Origin of the sequence: Neptunomonas sp. CHC150, from assembly GCF_030397555.1 — a bacterium.
GTDB classification, from domain to species: Bacteria; Pseudomonadota; Gammaproteobacteria; order Pseudomonadales; family Balneatricaceae; genus Neptunomonas; species Neptunomonas phycophila.
The window spans coordinates 181,226-200,971 of the sequence record NZ_JAPNXU010000005.1 but is presented as its reverse complement, the minus strand read 5'-3'; the positions used below and the strand labels follow the sequence as shown (position 1 = coordinate 200,971).

General features: G+C 47.5%; 17 protein-coding genes. 12 read left to right on the top strand and 5 right to left on the bottom strand.

Annotated elements, in window-relative coordinates; translation table 11 throughout:
- Positions 1-5: 5 nt before the first annotated feature.
- Together OW491_RS05375 and OW491_RS05370 are read right to left on the bottom strand one after the other, a co-directional pair.
- Complete coding sequence (locus tag OW491_RS05375) at positions 6-296, bottom strand: sarcosine oxidase subunit delta (protein ID WP_290035003.1); 291 nt, start codon at positions 294-296, stop codon at positions 6-8.
- 21 nt (positions 297-317) lie between these two features.
- Entirely contained in the window at positions 318-1,571 is a 1,254-nt protein-coding gene (locus OW491_RS05370; protein WP_075173203.1) for a sarcosine oxidase subunit beta family protein, read from the bottom strand.
- Positions 1,572-1,944: 373 nt separating this feature from the next.
- On the opposite strand from OW491_RS05370, the gene OW491_RS05365 reads away from it, so the two are divergent.
- The 6 genes from OW491_RS05365 to OW491_RS05340 all read left to right on the top strand — a co-directional run bounded on the left by OW491_RS05365 (position 1,945) and on the right by OW491_RS05340 (position 9,017).
- Positions 1,945-2,871 carry an iron-siderophore ABC transporter substrate-binding protein gene (locus OW491_RS05365; protein ID WP_290035000.1) on the top strand — a complete coding sequence of 309 codons (927 nt, stop codon included), beginning with the start codon at positions 1,945-1,947 and terminating at the stop codon, positions 2,869-2,871.
- A 62-nt stretch (positions 2,872-2,933) separates the two neighbouring features.
- Entirely contained in the window at positions 2,934-4,025 is a 1,092-nt protein-coding gene (locus OW491_RS05360) for an iron ABC transporter permease (protein WP_290034998.1), read from the top strand.
- Entirely contained in the window at positions 4,022-5,089 is a 1,068-nt protein-coding gene (locus OW491_RS05355; protein ID WP_290034997.1) for an iron ABC transporter permease, read from the top strand. Before OW491_RS05360 ends, OW491_RS05355 begins: the two co-directional genes overlap by 4 nt.
- Before the next feature lie 67 nt (positions 5,090-5,156).
- Positions 5,157-5,993, top strand: a complete 837-nt coding sequence (locus tag OW491_RS05350; protein ID WP_290034996.1) for an ABC transporter ATP-binding protein — start codon at positions 5,157-5,159, stop codon at positions 5,991-5,993.
- A gap of 214 nt (positions 5,994-6,207) precedes the next feature.
- Positions 6,208-7,068 (top strand): hypothetical protein, encoded by an 861-nt coding sequence (locus OW491_RS05345; protein WP_290034995.1) that lies wholly within the window; start codon positions 6,208-6,210, stop codon positions 7,066-7,068.
- Complete coding sequence (locus OW491_RS05340) at positions 7,065-9,017, top strand: methyl-accepting chemotaxis protein (RefSeq protein ID WP_290034994.1); 1,953 nt, start codon at positions 7,065-7,067, stop codon at positions 9,015-9,017. The genes OW491_RS05345 and OW491_RS05340 overlap by 4 nt, the downstream gene beginning before the upstream one ends.
- A gap of 72 nt (positions 9,018-9,089) precedes the next feature.
- Here the strand turns inward: OW491_RS05340 and OW491_RS05335 are convergent, their stop codons facing one another.
- Positions 9,090-11,330 (bottom strand): TonB-dependent siderophore receptor, encoded by a 2,241-nt coding sequence (locus OW491_RS05335; RefSeq protein WP_290034993.1) that lies wholly within the window; start codon positions 11,328-11,330, stop codon positions 9,090-9,092.
- 181 nt (positions 11,331-11,511) lie between these two features.
- Between OW491_RS05335 and OW491_RS05330 the strand changes: the two genes are divergently transcribed.
- Positions 11,512-12,492 carry an AraC family transcriptional regulator gene (locus OW491_RS05330; protein WP_290034991.1) on the top strand — a complete coding sequence of 327 codons (981 nt, stop codon included), beginning with the start codon at positions 11,512-11,514 and terminating at the stop codon, positions 12,490-12,492.
- Positions 12,493-12,517: 25 nt separating this feature from the next.
- Positions 12,518-13,465 carry an alpha/beta hydrolase-fold protein gene (locus tag OW491_RS05325; protein WP_290034990.1) on the top strand — a complete coding sequence of 316 codons (948 nt, stop codon included), beginning with the start codon at positions 12,518-12,520 and terminating at the stop codon, positions 13,463-13,465.
- Between the two features lie 67 nt (positions 13,466-13,532).
- On the opposite strand, the gene OW491_RS05320 is transcribed toward OW491_RS05325, so the two are convergent.
- Positions 13,533-14,477, bottom strand: coding sequence for a choline ABC transporter substrate-binding protein (locus OW491_RS05320; protein WP_075179393.1), 945 nt, complete (start codon positions 14,475-14,477; stop codon positions 13,533-13,535).
- Positions 14,478-14,787: 310 nt separating this feature from the next.
- Between OW491_RS05320 and OW491_RS05315 the strand changes: the two genes are divergently transcribed.
- A complete protein-coding gene (locus OW491_RS05315) occupies positions 14,788-15,978 on the top strand; it encodes a sigma-70 family RNA polymerase sigma factor (RefSeq protein WP_075173194.1) in 1,191 nt (396 codons plus the stop codon).
- 14 nt (positions 15,979-15,992) lie between these two features.
- Here the strand turns inward: OW491_RS05315 and OW491_RS05310 are convergent, their stop codons facing one another.
- Positions 15,993-16,535, bottom strand: coding sequence for a gamma carbonic anhydrase family protein (locus OW491_RS05310; protein ID WP_075173193.1), 543 nt, complete (start codon positions 16,533-16,535; stop codon positions 15,993-15,995).
- 150 nt (positions 16,536-16,685) lie between these two features.
- On the opposite strand from OW491_RS05310, the gene prlC reads away from it, so the two are divergent.
- From prlC to OW491_RS05295, 3 genes are all read left to right on the top strand, one after another.
- Complete coding sequence (gene prlC, locus OW491_RS05305; RefSeq protein ID WP_290034986.1) at positions 16,686-18,713, top strand: oligopeptidase A; 2,028 nt, start codon at positions 16,686-16,688, stop codon at positions 18,711-18,713.
- 83 nt (positions 18,714-18,796) lie between these two features.
- On the top strand, positions 18,797-19,072 hold the full coding sequence (locus OW491_RS05300; protein ID WP_075173191.1) for a YheV family putative zinc ribbon protein: 276 nt from the start codon (positions 18,797-18,799) through the stop codon (positions 19,070-19,072).
- Between the two features lie 45 nt (positions 19,073-19,117).
- Positions 19,118-19,711, top strand: coding sequence for a DNA-3-methyladenine glycosylase I (locus OW491_RS05295; RefSeq protein WP_075173190.1), 594 nt, complete (start codon positions 19,118-19,120; stop codon positions 19,709-19,711).
- Positions 19,712-19,746 lie beyond the last annotated feature (35 nt).

Sequence of the window (19,746 nt, the reverse complement as noted above, 5' to 3'; positions counted from 1 at the left end):
GCTCCTTAAAGGGCATCAGTGGTGAACTGAGGCTGTTGGCCTATCAAGTACACCTCTTTAATCTCGTAGGTTACGGTGTCGCGTGTCATGTTAAAAAATTTGCGACATCCCGCGCTGTGGTACCAAATTTCGTGGCGTAACCCTTTAGGGTTAGGGCGAAAATACATATAGTTTCCCCACTCGGCATCGCTGCAGTTGTCTGGGTCGAGTGGGCGTACAATATGCGCTTGGCCCTTGGCGTGAAACTCATCTTCTTCGCGGTATTCCGCACAATGAGGGCAATAGATATGGAACATATGTTGTCTCCTAACCGCTCGTTAGTGCGCCACGCCAGCGGCGCCGTGCTCATCAATTAATTTGCCGCTGTGGAAGCGGAACATAGAAAATGGTTCGGCTAATGGATGAGCTTTGCCTTCGGCCAACGTGGCTGCAAACACGTGACCAGATCCAGGAGTTGCTTTAAAGCCGCCTGTGCCCCAGCCACAGTTAAAGAACAAACCACCTACCGGTGTTTCTGAGATAATAGGACAAGCGTCTGCCGTGGTATCTACAATGCCACCCCATTGTCGGTTCATGCGTACCCGGCTGAAAATAGGAAACATCTCTATAATGGCTTGGATGGTATGTTCAATAGTGGGATATGACCCGCGTTGGCCATAACCTGTGTAGCCGTCAATACCGGCACCAATGACCAAATCGCCTTTGTCTGATTGCGACACATAGCCGTGCACATGATTGGACATAACCACGCAATCGATAATCGGTTTGATTGGTTCAGATACCAGTGCTTGTAGGGGGTGGGATTCCAGCGGTAAATCAAAGCCTGCCATTTTTGCTAGCGTGCTTGAGTTGCCGGCGGTGACACAACCTACACGATCAGCCATGATGACGCCGTGTTGCTTAGTCTTAACGCCTTTCACAATGTTGTTCTCGATCACCATATCGATCACTTCGCACTGTTGTATTAAGTCGACACCCAGTGCGTCCGCGCCACGGGCATAACCCCATGCCACGGCATCATGGCGGGCGTTGCCGCCTCGACGTTGTACAGATGCACCTAAAATGGGATAGCGCGCACTCGGTGAGCAATCAATCGCAGGGATCTCTTTTTGCACTTGTTCAGCGTCTAGCATCTCGTTATCAATCCCCTGTAAGGCGTTGGCGTAAACGAGCCGCTCGTTGCTGCGCATGTCTTGCAACGTATGGCACGTATGGTAAACGCCGCGCTGAGAGAACATCACGTTGTAGTTAAGATCCTGAGACAGGCCTTCCCACAGTTTCATGGCGTGTTCATATAAACGTGCTGACTCATCCCACAAGTAGTTGGAGCGGACAATGGTGGTATTACGTGCCGTGTTGCCGCCACCTAACCAGCCTTTTTCGAGCACGGCAATGTTAGTAATACCGTGCACTTTCGCTAGGTAATAAGCTGTGGCTAGCCCATGGCCGCCGCCACCCACGATGATGATGTCGTATTTTTTCTTGGGCGTAGGGTTACGCCACTGGCGTTGCCAGTTTTCGTGGTGGGTTAGGCTGTGTTTTAACAGTCCAAAGCCTGAATAATGCTGCATTGTGTCAGCTCCCTAACGGCCCGCTCGGCGGGTATGTAAAGACAGTCGATAGCGAAAGGGTTAGCAGTACCTATCGCATTAGAGCGATGGTAGCCGTGGGGTGGGTTAGGCTAATGTGTCGCAGCGCCTTAAGAATGTCCGAAAACGACAGAGGGAGAAGAACGATAAGTATGTATTTACCCGAACCTTAGATACGTCCCGCTTCATTCGTTTGCATTGGAGCGGTATACATTCACTAAACCGAAACGCTTTGTTGCGCGTTTTAAAGCACCTGCACATAGCAGTTTTTCGTGGAACTAAGTAACATAATGCGAATCATTATCTTTATCGTTGTTTTGTTGGGCCTTATTTCTTATCAAAAGGATTGATCGCTATGTTACCGGTGTCACGCTTAATACGTTCTGTTTCTGTTGTTGCCTTAACGGCTAGCGCTTTGTTGTCTGTATCGCCTGTGCACGCCGATGATGAGCGAACCTTGTCCACAAAGTTTGGTGACGTAACTCTATCTGGCGATCCGCAACGCGTTGTTGTACTGGAAGATGAAGCATTGGATACGGCGTTGGCGCTAGGTCTTAAGCCTGTGGCTACTTTAGCTACTCGAGGAGGCAGCGGTGTGCCAGCGTATCTACAAGAGCGTGTAGGTGATATTAAAATTGTAGGCAGCATCCGAGAGCCCAATTTGGAGGCTGTTTTTGCGGTGAAGCCTGATTTAATTATTGCTTCGAGCAATTTAGATAAAAGCCAGTATGAAAAGCTCAGTATGATGGCGCCGACCGTTGTCCCAGAGATTGCTGTTGGCACTCCGTGGAAGGAGTCTGTCGCGTTTTTTGGTAAAGCGCTTAACCGTGAAGAGCAAACCCAGCAACGGTTAGACGCCATCACTCAAAGAATGGCTGAACTCAAGGGTAAGCTACCTGAGAATACAGTGTTATCAGTAGTGCGTTGGAATCCACAAGGCCCTATCGTAATGTCCGATAAACTATTTGCTGGCCAGATTTTAGCCGAGGTGGGTTTGAACTCTCCTGCGATAGCGGGCGAGCTTGAAGGGCGACCTCACAGTGACATTTTAAGCTTAGAAAACCTATCCCAAGTGGATGGGGATTGGTTGTTTTTGGCAACGCTCAACAGCGATGGTCAAGCTGCACTTGACACGGCTAAAGAGCAACCTGCGTTTAAGCGTCTCCAAGCCGTCGCTAATGGTAAGGCTGTCGCGGTTGATGGGCAAATCTGGTCGAGTGGGTCGGGTATGATCGCGGCGGATTCTGTGCTCGATACGCTTGCTGAGCATTTAGTGCCTTAGGTCGATGCACTTCGGGTGCGCCGGTCAGCCGGCGCGGTTGTTAATTCCTTTAGTAGTATGTCATGCCTTTTGCTTCTAAAGATCCTGAACCGGGATCAGCTTCCAAACATCCTGATGTAGGGACTGTCGCAGCATCAATACGGCCAGGCTTTGTTAAGGAGCCTGGCCGATGCTTGTTAGTCCCAATCCTAATCGCACTGATTATTTTATGTTTGGCGACACTGTCTAGCTTTTTGGTAGGGGCGGGTGACGTAACACCAAGCCGTGCGTTAGCGGCGCTGTTTGGGTCTGCTGATGAGGAGGCTCATTTTGTAGTGTTTGAGCTGCGCATGGTAAGAACGCTCTTGGGCGTTACCGTGGGTATTGCTTTGGGGGCTGCTGGATCTTTACTACAAGCGGCTACGCGTAACCCTTTAGCTGAGCCCGGTTTGTTGGGTGTGAGTGCGGGCGCCTCATTTGCTGTGGTAGTGGCTATTAGCTTAGGTTCTAGTGCCGCCGGGTTGCATATTTGGGTGGCCGTCGCAGGTGCCTTGGGAGGGTGCCTATTAGTACTATTGGTATCTCAGGTACGCGGGGTAGGTGATGACCCCGTACGCTTAGTGTTGGCTGGGGCTGCTTTTTCGTCGATGTTAATGGCTATGACGACCCTATTACTATTGTTTGATCAGCGCACGGCTGATGAGATCCGCTTTTGGATTATTGGTGCATTGGGGGGACGCTCGGCAGAGGTTCTCTCTTGGACCGCACCGATGATTTTATGCTCTTTGATTGTGATGTTGGTGTTGGTTAGGCCGCTAGCGTCATTGGCTTTGGGCGAACAAATAGCAACAGGATTGGGTCACAATCCGCGGTTAACACGGTTGCTGACGTTAATAGTGGTCGCTTTCCTAGTCGGCGCTGCAACCGCTGCCGCAGGGCCCATTGCATTTATTGGTTTGATTGTCCCGTTTGCAGCGCGTGCTTTGGTTGGTACTGATATCCGCCGCGTATTGTGGATGGCTGTGTTGCTTGGCCCCTCGTTAGTGTTGGTGGCTGATGTGTTATCCCGGCTCGCTGTAAGGCCTTATGAGCTGCCAATCGGTGTGATCACCGCCATTATTGGCGCGCCGGTTCTTGTCGCGGTTGTGCGCAGCCAGAGGATGCCCAGCTTATGAGCTTTAATCCAGGTTCTGAGGCCTCATGCTCACCGTCAGTGCTGCATGATTTTTATCGTTGGCGCTGGCGCGATTACAGCTTTTTAATACTCAAGCGCGGCTTGTGGAGTGCTGTCGGCTTATGGCTTTGCTTGTTAATGCTCACCGGACTAAGCCTGTCCTCGGGTAGTCAATCGCTTACGCCATTGCAGGCGCTCTTAGCTGCATTTGGGGTAGGGGAGCCGATGAACGTATTTTTAGTGCAAGAGCTACGTTTACAAAGGCTGGTTGCCGGACTGTCAACAGGTTTTGCATTTGGTATATCCGGATGTTTGTTGCAAACCTTGGCGCACAACCGTCTAGCTACGCCAGGTATTATCGGCATAGATGATGGCGCTACGGCATTTGCAGTGGCTTCTATTGTGGCCGTTCCCACCTCTTTGGCTCCGCCGATGTTAGCTCTGGGCGGCGCGGCTACGGCCGCTGCCCTGTCGTTTGGTTTAAGTGGAGGGAGCGGCGCACGTGGCTATCGTTTTATTGTTGTGGGGATTGGTGTCGGTGCATTATTTGGTGCGTTAACTAACTTAATGTTGGCTCGAACGGATATCGATAGCGCTAATGCGGCTTATCCGTGGACGGTCGGTAGCTTGAATGCGAGGACGGACGGTCCCATTTGGGCTCTAGCCGTGGGCATCATGGTGTGTTTGCCTCTTATGGGCTACCTCGCAAGGCAGTTAAATACCCTTCGGTTTAGTGAAGCGGTGGCTTGCGGGTTAGGAGTTCATTTAAAGCGCTCTCGTATGCTAACGCTGATAGTCGCCGTGCTACTGACCGCCTTGGCTGTCGCTGTGGCTGGGCCTGTGGGGTTAATCGCACTCGTCGCCCCTGAACTAGCACGCTATTTAAATAGTTATAAGTCGGTACCGCTAATCAATGCCGGTTTAGTCGGTGCGATCACTATGGTGGCGACAGACTTGGTAGGCCGTACGGCATTATCGCCTATCGAAATCCCCGTTGGGGTGATAACTGCCGTAGTAGGAGGGCCTTACCTGTTATGGATTTTATTGCGGCCCGACCGTCGTTAGCGGTTGATGCTTGGTTGTATCACCTATCGCTCATTAATAGTTATCACAAATAAAGCAGTACTTGATTATGCACAGAAAAATATCCCCGAGTGATGGCAAGCATGTTGCTCCTTCTAAAGACCAAGTGGCTTTACGTGCTGACAATATCCGTGTGGGTTATCGTCATCATGTCATCATCGAGCAGTTGTCACTTACGTTACCGCCAGGAAAAGTAACAGCCATTGTTGGGCCTAATGGCTGTGGCAAGTCTACGCTGCTGTCTGCTCTGGCTCGCTTACGCGAACCCGATAAAGGTCAGGTGTTGCTCGATGGTCATGACATTAATCGTCTACCCAGTAGAGAGGTCGCTAAGAAGTTAGCTTTATTGCCGCAAGAAGCCAGTGCACCGGAAGGGATGACGGCTTTTGAGCTGATCCGCTTTGGTCGCCAGCCGCACCAAGGCATGCTGCGCCAATGGTCAGATGCTGATCAACGCATTGTTGAAGCCGCTCTTGCCGCTGCTGATATCAGTGATTTAGCGCACCGCCCATTAGATCAGATGTCAGGCGGGCAGCGGCAGCGAGCATGGATAGCGATGTCTATTGCACAAGCCACACCGCTGTTATTGCTTGATGAGCCAACGTCAGCACTAGATCTAGGACATCAAATAGAAGTTTTTGAGTTGATACGTTCTCTTAGCCGAGATGAGAACAAAACGGTGGTGATGGTGGTGCATGATTTGTCATCGGCCTGCCGTTACGCTGATCATCTTGTCGCAATGAAGTCGGGTGAGATTGTTGCTCAAGGGTGTCCCTCGGACGTCGTGACGCAAGCATTAGTTGAGACCTTATATGGCGTAAAATGTACATTAATTGAAGACCCCGTCAGCGGTACGCCTATTATTGCTGGTGTATACGCTAGGTAATGTCCCTAATTAAATACAGTTAAATGTTCTATAAGCGACATTGATGCATTGGTAGCAGTACTAAAGGCTAATTTTTTTTGCAGTTTAGTGATCTGAATCTAATCTTAATTAAAAATAAGCCGATAAGTACATTATGCTAATACATCAGATGCTCAATAGGTGTGCAAAGGAATTGCGCCAACCTTATTTCCTGCTGGGAATGTGCTTGATAGGGATGATGGCACTCAAAGTGACGCCGGCTTCGGCGGCGATCGTCAATAATAATCATCTTTTTCAGATGAGCAGCACGCTTAACCAGAAGGTACTGGCGCTAGCGAACGCTAAAAAGATAACGATAACGGATATAGATGCGCCCATTTTCTCGGGAAAGTTGCCTATCCATTTATATGCTAAATCGCTGGATATTTACGATCAAACCCGTCGTTTAAGTGATGATAACTCGCTTCCAGATAAAGGGCTGCCTAACTCCATTTTGCGGCCTACTAATGTATTAAATTTGTTGTCAGATATTAATGACGTGATGGACAGCGCTTTGCGTAATGCGCAAATCAATCCGCAGGGCTTTGAACAAGAGCGACCGCTAGGCAAAAATGCAAATGAAGCATTCAGGGATTTATGGCTACTGTCCTATCGGTTAGCCGCCCTTGTGCCGCCACCAAACGCAATAGAAACGCTTCATCAATTGAATATGATAGAGGCACAGGTGCGCTTAATTGCTACTCAAACGCAATTAACAATACCGAGCGTTTCGTTAGGAGAGGCTAGCGCTAAAACACCGCGGGATGTGATGCTAACCCTATATCAAGATATGCACCTGTTGGGCCGGCTTCAGCGCCAGCTGGGTACAGAAGCCATTGCACCGGGTGCCTTGCGAAGTGGGGAGTTGGGTATGGCTGATATTTATGACACCGCCAGAACCTTGCTAGCCGATTTACATCGTATGAAAACATCGCTGTCTATTGATAACGCTGCAAAGAATATCCCAATGCCTAAAACCGCGTCGCTCAACGATTTATACAGTCGGGCACAATTGGTCCATGATTTACTTTTGTCACTGACGGGGTCGTCGTTATGATTCGCTTGTCGAACTTACCCTTGGCTGTAAAACTGAGCCTTGTGCCGGGAATTATTCTGATTTTGGTACTTATCCACAGTGCTTTTGTTACGTGGACTTTACAGGGGATCAATGCGAAAGCTCAGCACTTTTCAACGGTGATAGAGCCGAACGCTCGGTTATCCAGCGCCTTAACTACCAATGTTTTGACGCGTGCTAACGTAATCGAGCGCTACCTTAAACAGCCTTCAGATGATTTGCTCATGGAATATTCCGAGCAAAGCGAACAGGCTAAGCGGTTATTTGCGGACACCAGTTATGATTTATTGCGCGAGCACGAGACCATTGAGATGGTCAGCAACAAGCTGGATACCTTATTTTTAGATACGCTTGTCAGTAATGATACTCAACTGCGTCAAAGCTTGCGTACTATACTGGAGCAAACAGCCCCAGCGACGTTAGAACTAAGTAATAATATCCGCGTCACGTTAGATCCATCGATTGATCAAGTATTAATCCAATGGACAATACAAGTCAGTAACCATTTGCAAGCCGCCATTATTAATTTAAATGCATTTGTGAACAGCCCGTCAGGGACTGATTTCGATGCTTATAAAATGGAGTTGTACGGTGCACAAAACGCCGTGATGGATCTGCGAGAACGCTTGCGTCGTACCGAGCAAGTCGGGTGGATTAAAGCGATGGATACGAACTTAACTACCTTGGCTAAAAGCGCTGCAATGATTGTGAGTTTGGTTGAGCAGCAAGAGCGTATCCTTAACGATCAAATAGCGCCGCTGACGGAACAAGCCATCAGTGCTGTATCCCGAGAACAAGATCACATTTGGCAAGATTTAGGGAAAGCCAGTACGCAGATTAGTGAATCCCTTACTAACGAAGTGATCACGTTGTTGATTTTCTCGGCCATTATTGTCCTGGTTGCTGGGGTGTTTACTTGGATTATTTCTCGATTAATTACACGTCCGATTCAGGCTATTGTTGAAACCATGGAAGATATTGCGCAAGGAGAAGGGGATTTAACCAAGCGTCTGCATTATTCAGGCACAGATGAGCTGGGGCGTTTGTCGGAAGCCTTCAATAGCTTTGTCGAAATGATCAGGAACATTTGCACAGGCATTAATGCGACTACCAATAACTTAAGCGTCTCTTCTACTCAATTGCAAACCGCCGCGGTACAGGGGGAAGAAAGCCTAACCCGTCAACAAACCGAATTTGAAGCAGTTATGAGCGCAACCGAAATGCTATCAGATAGTTTTCGTGCTATCGCTGAGCAGACCTCTCAGTTGCAGAATATTGCTAATACTATTGCCAGTGAAGCAAGTGAAGGTCAGCATTTATTGCATGACAATACAGACATGCTAAACCGTTTGGCGGAGCAAATGAAAAGTTCAGCATCAACCATGGGTGAGCTAACCGAAAGTAGCGATAAAATTGCTGAAGTCTTGCAAGTGATTAACGGTATTGCCGAACAAACAAACTTGTTAGCGTTAAATGCAGCCATTGAAGCGGCACGAGCAGGGGATCATGGTCGTGGTTTTGCTGTCGTGGCTGACGAGGTGCGCCAGCTTGCCATGAGAACACGTGATTCAACCGAAGAGATCAAAGTGATCATAGGCAAACTACAAAATGATGCGCAGAAAGCGGCAAGTATGATGACGCAAAGTAATGATATGACGCAAAATAGCTTGGGCCAAATTCAGCAATTAGGTGCATCGGTAACTAATACAAATGAGCAAGTGAAACATGCGACAAGTTTGATAGGTCAAGTCACACACACGACGGATGAGCAAGCGACGCAGGCTAGTGGGATTGCGAAAAGTATGCAAACACTTGAGCAACTATTGTCTAAGAGCCGTCAACAGGTGAATACAACGTCAGAAAACAGTGCGAGTATCAATAGGTTGGCCGGTCAGTTAGAGACCAATGTGTCGCGGTTCAAAACCGGATAAATGGCGATGATCTTAAAAAAGCCGGGCTGGTTAAACCAGTGCCCGGCTTGCGTATTGAGGGGAGCTCAATAATTAAAATTGATAGGTTAGACCTGCCATAACATTTCTTGAGGGTCCGTAGAAGTTAAAAGTGGCCACAGACCCCACACGCGAGTAATACTTACGGTCAAACAGGTTGTTGATGTTGAGTGAAAGAGATAATTGGTCATTCACCTCGTAACCTACTTTTGCGTCTACCACGGCGTAGCCTGGAGCGGTCAGGCGAGTTCCTGCACGTTCTAAATAAAACTCACTCATTCCCGTTACTCCCGCGCCTAAACTTAGGCCGTTTAGTTGCCCGTGGGTCAGGTTATAGGTAGACCAGAGTGACAGTGTGTGTCGGGGCATCAGCATGAATAAACTGTTATCGTCACCGCTTAGGTTCTCGGTATCCATATAGCTATAACCTGCTAACAGATCCCAATTGTTGATGCTGCCACTGACTTCTGCCTCAAAGCCTGTTACCCGAGTTTTACCGGTCGCTTCTGAGTAATCAGTAATAGCGTTGCCATCACTGTCATAGAGGGTAGCAGAGCGGTTTTTATCTGTCAGCTGAAATACTGATAAGCGACTGTTAATATCGCCACCCAAATAGCTTCCTTTGATTCCGAGCTCGATTTGCTGTCCCTCACGAGGATCAATCATATCGCCATTTTCGTCGGTATCAGTTTGGGGTTTGAATACCTCTGAATAACTTGCATATAAAGAGTGCGCTTCGTTGAGGTCAAAGACTACTCCGGCATAAGGCGTGAAGTGAGCGCTATCGTTGTAGTCGCTATGCGTCGTTGCCCCTGAAGAGAGCGTGGTTGTGCTGTTATCTAAGTCATACCAACTGAAACGACCACCAGAGATTAAGGCTAAACGCTCGGTTGGACGCAGGGTAACCTTTCCGTAAAGCCCTATTTCTTGCTCTTCACTTTCTACCCGTGTGCTGTAAGTGGGCGCGGTGTAGGCAACATCACTACTATCAAAGCTATTGATATTAATCGTACCCAAACTAGAAGCACCATTACGATAATCGGTATCATAATTTTTGTAGTCGGTGCCGACGACAAATTCGTTCACTTGCCCCATAGCAGAGAATGGCTGGCTGTAACTTGCATCGGCCGATAGCGTGGTTTGAGAGTAATCGCGTTGAGTTGAGCTAAGGCGGGTATTTCCGTCGCTGTCTATCGCGCTACCTGTGTATGTATAGTAGTACTCTGTGTCTCGTTTGGAGGAACGAACGGCCACCCGACCATAACCTCCGTTATCAAACTGATGAGTTAAATCAAAAAACAGATCCGTTGTTTCAGCATCAAAATCATTCCAATCAGAGCCTAAAAAGGTCGATCTATCCCAGTCAATCAAAGTGCCATCAGAGTAAGCCGGGAAGCCGTTAGCCGGTGTTATTGATTTGGTTTGATGCAAAGCGCCGATCGAAAGCAAGGTGCTCTCGTCCAAATCAATATCAAGCGTGCCATAAAAGCTCTGATCATCATTTGTATTTTGATCTATTTCGTTCTGGTTATCGGTTTGAGAGGCGACCAAGCGCCCGCGTACACTTTCAGAGGTGTTCAGTGCGCCCGCCACGTCTGCTTCTAGGTTGTACCTTCCCCAACTTCCGTAGCTAGCACTCAAACTGCCTTGGGTATCGTAAGTTGGGCGTTTGCGGACTAAGTTGATAATGCCGCCTAATTCGCTCGTGCTGTTAAATAAACCCGACGGTCCCCGCATGATTTCGACCCGGTCGAAAGCGGACAATGAAGGCAAAGTGCCGTTAATGCTTTGCATTGGCGCAGGCAGCCCGTCAATGTTGTACTCATCGTATTCGTAACCACGAGAGAAAATTGATGAGCGTCCGCTGTCATTGCTCAGCGTGCGTAACCCAGGTGTATATTTTGCGGCATCATCTAGGTTGATAAATCCACGGTCTTCTATGTAGTCGTTAGTCAGCACGGTGATTGACTGGGGTATGTCGCGCAATGCCGCTGGCGTTTTTGTGCCGACAGTGGCGGAGTCTACGCTGTAGCCTTGGGTTGATTCGCTAGCAGGCATTTCATAAAGCGCATTACCTTCCACCGTTAGGGTTTGTAGCCGAATGGTTGGTGCCGTTTCAACGGCTTCTGCTAATGCATGACGGGAAAAAGGCGCAAAGCTCAATGCCGTGATCATGATGACGGAGTAAGCGGGTAAACGATGGGGTTTTGAATAGTGACCGAGCTTTAGAGGGGGGGTCTTCATTGTCATTGCACCAAGCATTGTTTTCTCATCTTTGTTGAAGTCATTGGACATCAATAGATCGTACATGATAATAAAAATGATAATCTATTGCATTTGGGTGTTAGTCTTCGCATTATTCCATACATGCATTGACGATGTGTTTGCGAAGCAATCAGCTTGCTTTGCGGGGCAATCAAGTTCGCTGCTGATGCTGTACTTCTATTCATAAATCCCGATAACGTAGGGGCTATCTATGCAACCGATTAACCAGACACTTGACCAACAGTACCTGATTAAACATGCGATCAATGTTCGCAATTACCGAATATTTACGCCTAAAAAGGCATCTCGGATAGAAGGCTCTTTACCTGTGGTGCAGGGGTCTTTGTTAACGCAAGAGTTACAACCCGGTTTAGTGCTTCATAAAGTAGATGCGCGTGCGGTGAACGATTTTAGTTTTACTGCCCAGATTGATCCCGGGCTGCGTGTGTCGTTGCTGTTCGCGGGAGAAACGCACCTCACGTATGGTAAGAAGTTGTTGCACATGCATGCCGATACTAGCAAAGCTCATGTTACCGCCTTGACGGAAGTTGATGGCTGCACGTTGGCGTCTCGTAAAGGGGAATATCGACAAGCCGTGAACATCGCTATGTCGGAGTCTTGGTTGGCTAGGCAGGGATTTGATTCGCAGACAATGCGGCGTGCCACTCATCATCTGGCAGCACAACAAATTAAACTACCAGAGTTTGTAGTGCAGCAGGCCTCTCAACTGTTCAACCAGTTAGATGCTGGTGCGGCATCACGCTTAAGTAGGGAAGGGTTTGCGCTTACGTTAGCGGCGCACATTATCGAAAATTGGCAACAAGCTCCCCTTGCCCAGGGTGCCGCCAAAGTCGTTTCTCGTCGGAGCCAGCAGTTTATGGACTTCTTATTAAGCGGCGAAGCCGATGCGCTAACGTTAGAGCAAATTAGCCAAGTTTTAGGGATGAGTGCGGCAACTTTACAGCGTTACGCCCATCAATGCTTGGGTTCTAGCCTTACCCACTTTTTGCGGCAGCGGCGACTCATCAATGCCTGCAAAGCGTTGCAGCAAGAAGGGGTGTCGATTAGCGATGCCGCATTATTAGCTGGTTACAGCCATACGGCAAACTTTGCGACGGCATTTAAACGCCAGTTTGGTGTGTGTCCAACCGATGCGCATCGCTACGCACTAACTGATTTATTAATGAAATAACCAAGCCATTTTCAATAGGAATAGCATGCGTGCCATTTACTCAACTTTATGCGGTATAGGATTGCTAACCCATCTAACTTTGGCAATCTCTTCACCGATTTCAGCTGAGCAAGTATCAATGAAGCCTGACAACATCCATCATTTACAGCAAGCGACGCGTCAAGTGAGTGTCGTTGATCCCGTCGTATTACCTGGCACAAAGCAATTAGACTTTTATGATGCTAATACGGATCTAATGCGCCGGGTTTTTATCTATGAGCCTACTTCACCAGCGCCTGCACAAGGTTATCCGGTGATGTATTTATTAGATGGGAATGCTTTTTTTACGATAGCGACAGGATTGAACCGGTTGTTGGATAATCCGAATAAAGGGCGCTTTCCCGTTATCATTGTCGCTATTGGGTATCCGATTGATACGCCATTTAATATAGCGCAGCGCTGGTATGACCTAACGCCTCCAACGGATAAGCCACCGGCATCACCGCTTAAACACATGGATTCAAATTACCGTTATGGTGGCTCGGATGCATTAGGTGTATTCCTAGAGGAGACCATTAAACCTTGGGTTGCCTCTCACTACATTGTTGATAAAAAACGGCAGGGTTTATTTGGGCACTCCCTAGGTGGGTTGTATACACTGAACACGTTGTTGAGTACGCCTAATCACTTTAGCCATTACTATGCCAGTAGCCCATCACTGTGGTGGAATGATCATTATGTATTACACCGTTTTCAAGAGACCATAAAGACCAACGCTGAAACCGCGCAAGCCTGGAATAAGAAGATTCTGTACTTAAGTGTAGGCTCTGAAGAAAAGCCTTTCATGGAAGCGGATCTGTTAACGCTACAAGATGCGTTGAGTCAGGTAGCAGTGCATCCGTCTATGACGGTGTTTACTGGCGCCGATCATGGGGCGGCACCGATGTCGGCCTTGGGGGCTGCCTTTAAACAATTTATGGCGACAGATAACTAACCGTACGGGCAATCGTTAGGAATATTCGAGGCCAGCCGTCGACGGGCCCCGAATGTGAGCTAATCCATTACAGGCTGAAGTAACGCTTAGCCGCTGGTAAAGCCGCTTCTCCATCCAGTGTTGTTACGCCATCAAGCCAGTCGTTGAGGACTTCTGGGTTTGTTTGCAGCCATGCTTTGGCGGCTTCTTCAGGCTTTAGGCCGTCATCTAAAATGGCACCCATCACCTCGTTTTCCATAGGTAATGTGAAGGTGAGGTTGTTTAGCAGCTTGCCAACGTTTTTACATTCGTTGACGTAGCCTTTGCGTACGTTGGTGTAAACACTAGCACCGCCAAAGTTAGGGCCAAAGTAGTCGTCGCCTCCAGTGAGGTATTCTATTTCAAAATTAGCGTTCATTGGATGAGGTGCCCACCCTAGGAAGGCAACCCACTGATCGCGTTTAGTTGAGCGTTTCACTTGCGACAACATACCTGCTTCACTGGACTCGACCAGTGTGAAATCAGCTAGGCCAAAAGCATCAGTATCGATCATGTCTTGAATTAAACGGTTACCGTCATTGCCGGGCTCAATACCGTAGATACGGCTTCTAAATTGGTCTTTATAAGTGATCAGGTCAGCAAAGTCTTTCACACCACCATCGTAGGCGGCTTTTGAAACGGCTAACGTATATTTGGCGCCTTCTAAATTTACTTTTAATGTTTCAACGGTACCAGCTTCACGGTAAGCGGCAATATCCGCTTCCATGGTAGGCATCCAGTTACCAAGAAAAATATCGATATCACCATTAGCCAATGATTTGTAGGTGACCGGAACAGAGAGCATCTGTGTACTAGGTTTGTAACCTAAAGCGGTCAGCACTTCACTGGTTAGCGCCGTCGTTGCTGTAATGTCTGTCCAGCCAACATCTGAAAACCGCACTGATTCGCAGTCAGCAGCGACAGCCATGTGGCTCATTGATACAGCAGCACTTAAAACGAGGGAGGCGACTAGGCGTTGTTTTGTCGATGACATCTATGAATCCTTGTAATACGTTGTGTAAAAATGAGTGTTAATACTTCTTAGATAAAGACCGAAGAATCAGTTGCATACGCATCATGGCAGGATGTTTTGCAGTTGCCAACTGTGTGCTATTCGTAAATGTCCATTTAGTACAATAGCTCGATGTGTAAGCTTCAATTATTAGTATAAAAAGATAATACCTTCCCTCGCTGTCGGCCAGCTACTTAGCATGCAGGCATCCAAAAAATACCATTAGCCGTATACAAATCTATCAAAAGTACGAACAAATCTTGCCATGTTAGCAATGACTGAGGCGGTTAGTATGTTAGATACTCGTTTTATAGCAAATGACATTGATTTGGGAGCGCAGGCGGTTGATGCTACCCAGTCTATTGATATTTATCGCTTACAAGTGGGCCGCCACGGCCTGCTCAAAGCTGAAGATGAGCGTCAGTTAGGCCGAGAAATCAATGAAACTATATCCAATTTGGTATTCCATTTAATTAGTAGCGAGGCTGGATTAGATAAGCTTGAACAACTAATGACGGATTACCTTTTTGGTTATCAGAATAAGGACGGTAGTGTCTCTAAACGTTGGGCTATGTCACACGAGCCAGCGTTTATAGAAAATTTGATTAGTAGTGTTATTGATTTGATTCGCGTGACGCGATTTATGAATCAAGAGGACTCAGATGAAGCGACTAATGCAAAACACAACCTTGCCGCTTTACTCAATATGCTATCCATCAGCCGCTCTTATTTAGTGGACTTAATTGATGATGATATGCAAGCCAGCCCATCCCTGCGTAAGCAGCTACGTCGCTATGCACGGTTACGTAATCAATTGGTTGAGTCAAACCTGCGCTTAGTGTTTTCTGTTGCGGCCAAATTTAATAGTGTGGGCGTTCCTTATAATGATCTGATTCAAGAGGGCAATATTGGTTTAATCAAAGCGTCGGATCGTTTTAACTTCACAAAAGGGTATCGCTTTTCTACGTATGCGTTGCTGACTATTCAGAATAATGTGAAAAGTGCGATTCAGCGGAAATATCCACTCATTTCACGTCCGGGTTATTTACAAGAAAAAATGAGCATTATCCGCGAAGTTCGCAATGCTTATATTCAAAAAGAAGGCCGTAAACCAAATCTAGCTGTCCTGAGTGAGCTAACGGGTATCCCTCTATCGCAGCTGGAACGTATTGAGAGTTTCCCTAACTTCAGTGTGCCCATCAACACATCCGGGGCCAGCGATGAAGATCTAACCTTAGGTATCGAAATACCTGATAAGTATCAAAACAGCGCTGCCTTATATGAAGAACAGCAACAAAAACAACAAATAGAAGCCGCTTTGGCCGAGCTTAATCCCCGTGAAAAACAAGTGATTCTTATGCGCTATGGGGTTGGTTATAAAAAGGAATTTACCTTAAAAGAGGTCGCCGAACAGCTATATTTGAGCATTGAGCGAGTTCGGCAAATAGAAAAGAAGGCCATGCGAAAGATTATGAACGAGTGATCGGTGCTCAGGCGCTATTCAGCCCAAAACTCCATCAGGTGCTGGTCCTTTAACTTCACATAGTTACCAGCTGTATAAGTAAAGAAGCTCATTTCTTTTTCAGTGAGGGGGCGTACTTTTTTAGCGGGGCGACCGACATATAAATAACCGCTCTCGAGTGTTTTTCCCGGCGGTACTAAACTGCCGCCGCCAATTACAACATCGGACTCAACTATAGCTCCGTCCATCACCATAGTCCCCATGCCAACTAGCACTCGGTCGCCTATTGTGCAGCCGTGCAATGTCGCTTGATGTCCTACGGTTACATGATTACCAATGGTGAGTGGATAACCGTCAGGGTTGAAAGGCCCTGCATGGGTAATGTGCAATACGGAGCCATCTTGAATACTGGTCGAGTGGCCGATACGAATACGATGCATGTCACCGCGGATAACAGTGAGTGGCCATACCGAGCTATTATCCCCAATCTCCACATCGCCAATAACAATAGCGGAGGGGTCAATAAAAACCTTGTCGCCCAATTGAGGCGTTTTACCTTGGAAGGGACGAATTTTCATACAGCACTCCTTTGTGTCGTTGTTCTACTAACTGCCATCAGTTGTATTAATCTTGCAATGCTCTGATACGTCCCCATTGTATACTAAAGATCATAAAACGCTGCTTAGACGTATAGCGAAAGGCTCTCACATATTTGAAGGAATTTTAGCATGAGCAATCCACTGTTAAACGAGGCGCTACTCCCACCATTCAGCCAGATTAAACCGGCCGACATTAAGCCTGCTATCGAATCATTGTTGAAGCAAAATAGAGAAACCGTTGCCCGCTTAACTGCTCACCCTGAGTCGGCCGATTGGGATAGTGTTATCGCCCCCTTGGATGAGATGGGAGATCGCTTGAGCAAAGTGTGGTCGCCGATTTCGCATATGAACAGCGTGGTTAATAGTGATGAACTGCGTGAAGCTTATAATGCTTGTTTGCCAATTTTATCCGAGTACTGGACAGAGATGGGCCAGCATGAGGGTATGTTTAAAGCCTATGAGCAAGTGGCTAAACAAGCGGGGCAATTGAATGCTGTACAGCAAAAAGTAGTTGAGAATAATCTACGTGATTTTGAGTTGTCGGGTATAGCGTTGGCTGATGCCGATAAAAAACGCTACGCCGAGATACAAAATCGTTTGTCAGAGCTAACGACTAAGTTCTCTGAAAATGTGATGGATGCGACACAAGGCTGGGAAAAGCTGATTACGGACAAAGAGCAGTTGGCCGGTATGCCCGACATGGCATTGGCGGCAGCCAAGCAAGCCGCTAAAGCGAAAGGGTTAGATGGCTATTTGTTGACCTTGGAGTTCCCATCGTACTTTCCCGTCATAACACATTGTGATGATCGCGCTTTACGCGCAGAAGTGTATGAAGCTTATGCCACACGTGCGTCCGAGGTAGGCCCAAATGCTGGTAAGTGGGATAACTCAGAGATCATGACTGAGATTTTGGCGCTACGTAAGGAAGTATCGCAGCTGCTAGGGTTTGAAAGCTACGCTCATTATTCGTTGGCCACCAAGATGGCAGAAACACCCGAGCAAGTGTTGCAATTTTTATATGACCTTGCCGATAAAAGTGTCGATGTGGCTCGTGAAGAATACAAAGCACTATGTGAATTTGCTCAGTCAGAGTACGGTGCCGACGAAGTCGAATCGTGGGATGTGTCTTATTATTCCGAAAAAATGAAGCAGGCACATTACGCTATCTCTCAGGAAATGCTCCGTCCTTATTTCCCGTTTCCTAAAGTCTTGGCGGGTATGTTCGACATTGCAGGCCGTTTATTCGACATCACCATTGACGAAGTGAGTGAGTTTGATACTTGGCATAAGGATGCGCGCTTATTCGAAGTGAAACGCAACGATGAGATTATCGCCCGTTTCTATTTGGATCCTTTTGCACGAGCTAACAAACGCGGCGGTGCTTGGATGGATGTATGCCGTACCCGTCGTCGTTTAGCGGATGGCGCATTGCAATTACCGACGGCGTACTTGGTTTGTAACTTCAATGGCCCTGTTGGAAATGACCCGGCGTTGCTGACGCATGGCGAAGTAACGACGCTATTCCACGAGTTTGGCCATGGATTACACCACATGCTAACGCAGGTTGAGTACGCTGATGTTTCTGGCATTAGTGGGGTGGCATGGGATGCCGTAGAACTGCCGAGCCAATTCATGGAAAACTGGTGTTGGGAACCTGAAGCGCTTGCCATCATTTCTGGTCATTATCAGACGGGCGAAACGTTACCCCAAGATTTGCTGGACAAAATGCTAAAAGCCAAGAATTTCCAGTCGGCACTTTTTATGGTGCGTCAGCTAGAATTTTCTATTTTTGATTTCCAACTACATCTTGAATACGAAGCGGGCAAAACAGACATCCAGCGCTTGCTAAATGATGTGCGTGAACGGGTATCAGCCATTACTCCTCCGGAATTTAACCGTTTCCAGCATAGCTTTTCGCACATTTTTGCAGGCGGTTATGCGGCTGGTTACTACAGCTATAAGTGGGCAGAAGTGTTATCGGCTGATGCATTCTCTTTGTTTGAAGAAAAAGGTATTTTTGATAAAGCCTCAGGCGAAAAATTCCGTTCGACTATTCTGGAACAAGGCGGTTCTAAAGAGCCTATGGAGCTATTTGTAGGGTTTAGAGGACGAGAGCCTAAAGTGGACGCGCTATTGCGTCATTCAGGAATAAAGTAAACTGTGGGTTTAATAGCAGCACCAGAGTGTGACGTATATAAGTGGCATCTGGTGCTGGTCACTCGGACGGTATTGAGGTAGTCATGAGCGCTGAAAACGCGGGTAAAGTAGTTAAACGATTTGTTGCAGGTGCTGTATGCCCACGCTGTGGCGAAATGGACACCATTCGCGTGTATCGAAATGAGATTCGCGAGTATCGTGAGTGTGTCCGATGTGATTATGTCGATGGGCAAAACTTAGATGGTACACCTGAGCCAGCTCAGGAACTGGCCACACGAGTTAACCAGCAAAAAGAAGATACGCCAGATACACAAGTTATACAGTTTGTGAATAACCCCAATCCGGGAACCAAACACTAGTTTTTGATGAGTGGCGACTGCTGCTTAGGCAATAAGGATATTGTGATGTGCCAGCGTTGTTTTTGGGCTACGGGTGTAACTGAGCTTGAGACGGTTTACCATGACCAAGAGTGGGGGCGACCTCAAAAGGATGACCGTGTTTTATTTGAGTTTCTTATACTCGAAGCGGCTCAAGCTGGCCTTAGCTGGCGCACTGTTTTAGAAAAACGCGAAGGTTATCGGCGTCACTACTTTGATTTTGATCCCGAAAAAGTAGCGCGTATTTCTACCGAAACAGCTGAGGCAATGCTGCTTGATCCCGCCATTATTCGAAATCGCCGAAAGGTAGAATCATCCATCGAGAACGCCCGTATCTTTCTACAAATCCAACAAGAGCACGGGAGTTTTGCTCAGTTTATCTGGCAGTTTGTTGATTATCAGCCGCGTCAGAATCACGTTACCGATTACCGTGATATACCTGCTGAAACAGAGCAGTCTAAAGCCATGTCAAAAGCCCTCAAAAAGTTAGGTATGCGATTCGTCGGCCCAACAATTTGTTATGCCTTTATGCAGGCGGTCGGTATGGTGAATGATCATGAGACAAGCTGTACCGCCTTTTCTGCCTGCTCTGCTGCTGGCGCTCAATTCTCGCTGGACTAATGTGAAGTGGTTGGTTAATGTTGACTGATAATCGT

Excerpts from the sequence above, each read along its gene's own strand:
- OW491_RS05375 (WP_290035003.1), bottom strand. The coding sequence starts at position 296 with ATGTTCCATATCTATTGCCCTCATTGTGCGGAATACCGCGAAGAAGAT.
- OW491_RS05370 (WP_075173203.1), bottom strand. The coding sequence starts at position 1,571 with ATGCAGCATTATTCAGGCTTTGGACTGTTAAAACACAGCCTAACCCAC.
- OW491_RS05365 (WP_290035000.1), top strand. The coding sequence starts at position 1,945 with ATGTTACCGGTGTCACGCTTAATACGTTCTGTTTCTGTTGTTGCCTTA.
- OW491_RS05360 (WP_290034998.1), top strand. The coding sequence starts at position 2,934 with ATGCCTTTTGCTTCTAAAGATCCTGAACCGGGATCAGCTTCCAAACAT.
- OW491_RS05355 (WP_290034997.1), top strand. The coding sequence starts at position 4,022 with ATGAGCTTTAATCCAGGTTCTGAGGCCTCATGCTCACCGTCAGTGCTG.
- OW491_RS05350 (WP_290034996.1), top strand. The coding sequence starts at position 5,157 with ATGCACAGAAAAATATCCCCGAGTGATGGCAAGCATGTTGCTCCTTCT.
- OW491_RS05345 (WP_290034995.1), top strand. The coding sequence starts at position 6,208 with ATGATGGCACTCAAAGTGACGCCGGCTTCGGCGGCGATCGTCAATAAT.
- OW491_RS05340 (WP_290034994.1), top strand. The coding sequence starts at position 7,065 with ATGATTCGCTTGTCGAACTTACCCTTGGCTGTAAAACTGAGCCTTGTG.
- OW491_RS05335 (WP_290034993.1), bottom strand. The coding sequence starts at position 11,330 with ATGTCCAATGACTTCAACAAAGATGAGAAAACAATGCTTGGTGCAATG.
- OW491_RS05330 (WP_290034991.1), top strand. The coding sequence starts at position 11,512 with ATGCAACCGATTAACCAGACACTTGACCAACAGTACCTGATTAAACAT.
- OW491_RS05325 (WP_290034990.1), top strand. The coding sequence starts at position 12,518 with ATGCGTGCCATTTACTCAACTTTATGCGGTATAGGATTGCTAACCCAT.
- OW491_RS05320 (WP_075179393.1), bottom strand. The coding sequence starts at position 14,477 with ATGTCATCGACAAAACAACGCCTAGTCGCCTCCCTCGTTTTAAGTGCT.
- OW491_RS05315 (WP_075173194.1), top strand. The coding sequence starts at position 14,788 with ATGTTAGATACTCGTTTTATAGCAAATGACATTGATTTGGGAGCGCAG.
- OW491_RS05310 (WP_075173193.1), bottom strand. The coding sequence starts at position 16,535 with ATGAAAATTCGTCCCTTCCAAGGTAAAACGCCTCAATTGGGCGACAAG.
- prlC (WP_290034986.1), top strand. The coding sequence starts at position 16,686 with ATGAGCAATCCACTGTTAAACGAGGCGCTACTCCCACCATTCAGCCAG.
- OW491_RS05300 (WP_075173191.1), top strand. The coding sequence starts at position 18,797 with ATGAGCGCTGAAAACGCGGGTAAAGTAGTTAAACGATTTGTTGCAGGT.
- OW491_RS05295 (WP_075173190.1), top strand. The coding sequence starts at position 19,118 with ATGTGCCAGCGTTGTTTTTGGGCTACGGGTGTAACTGAGCTTGAGACG.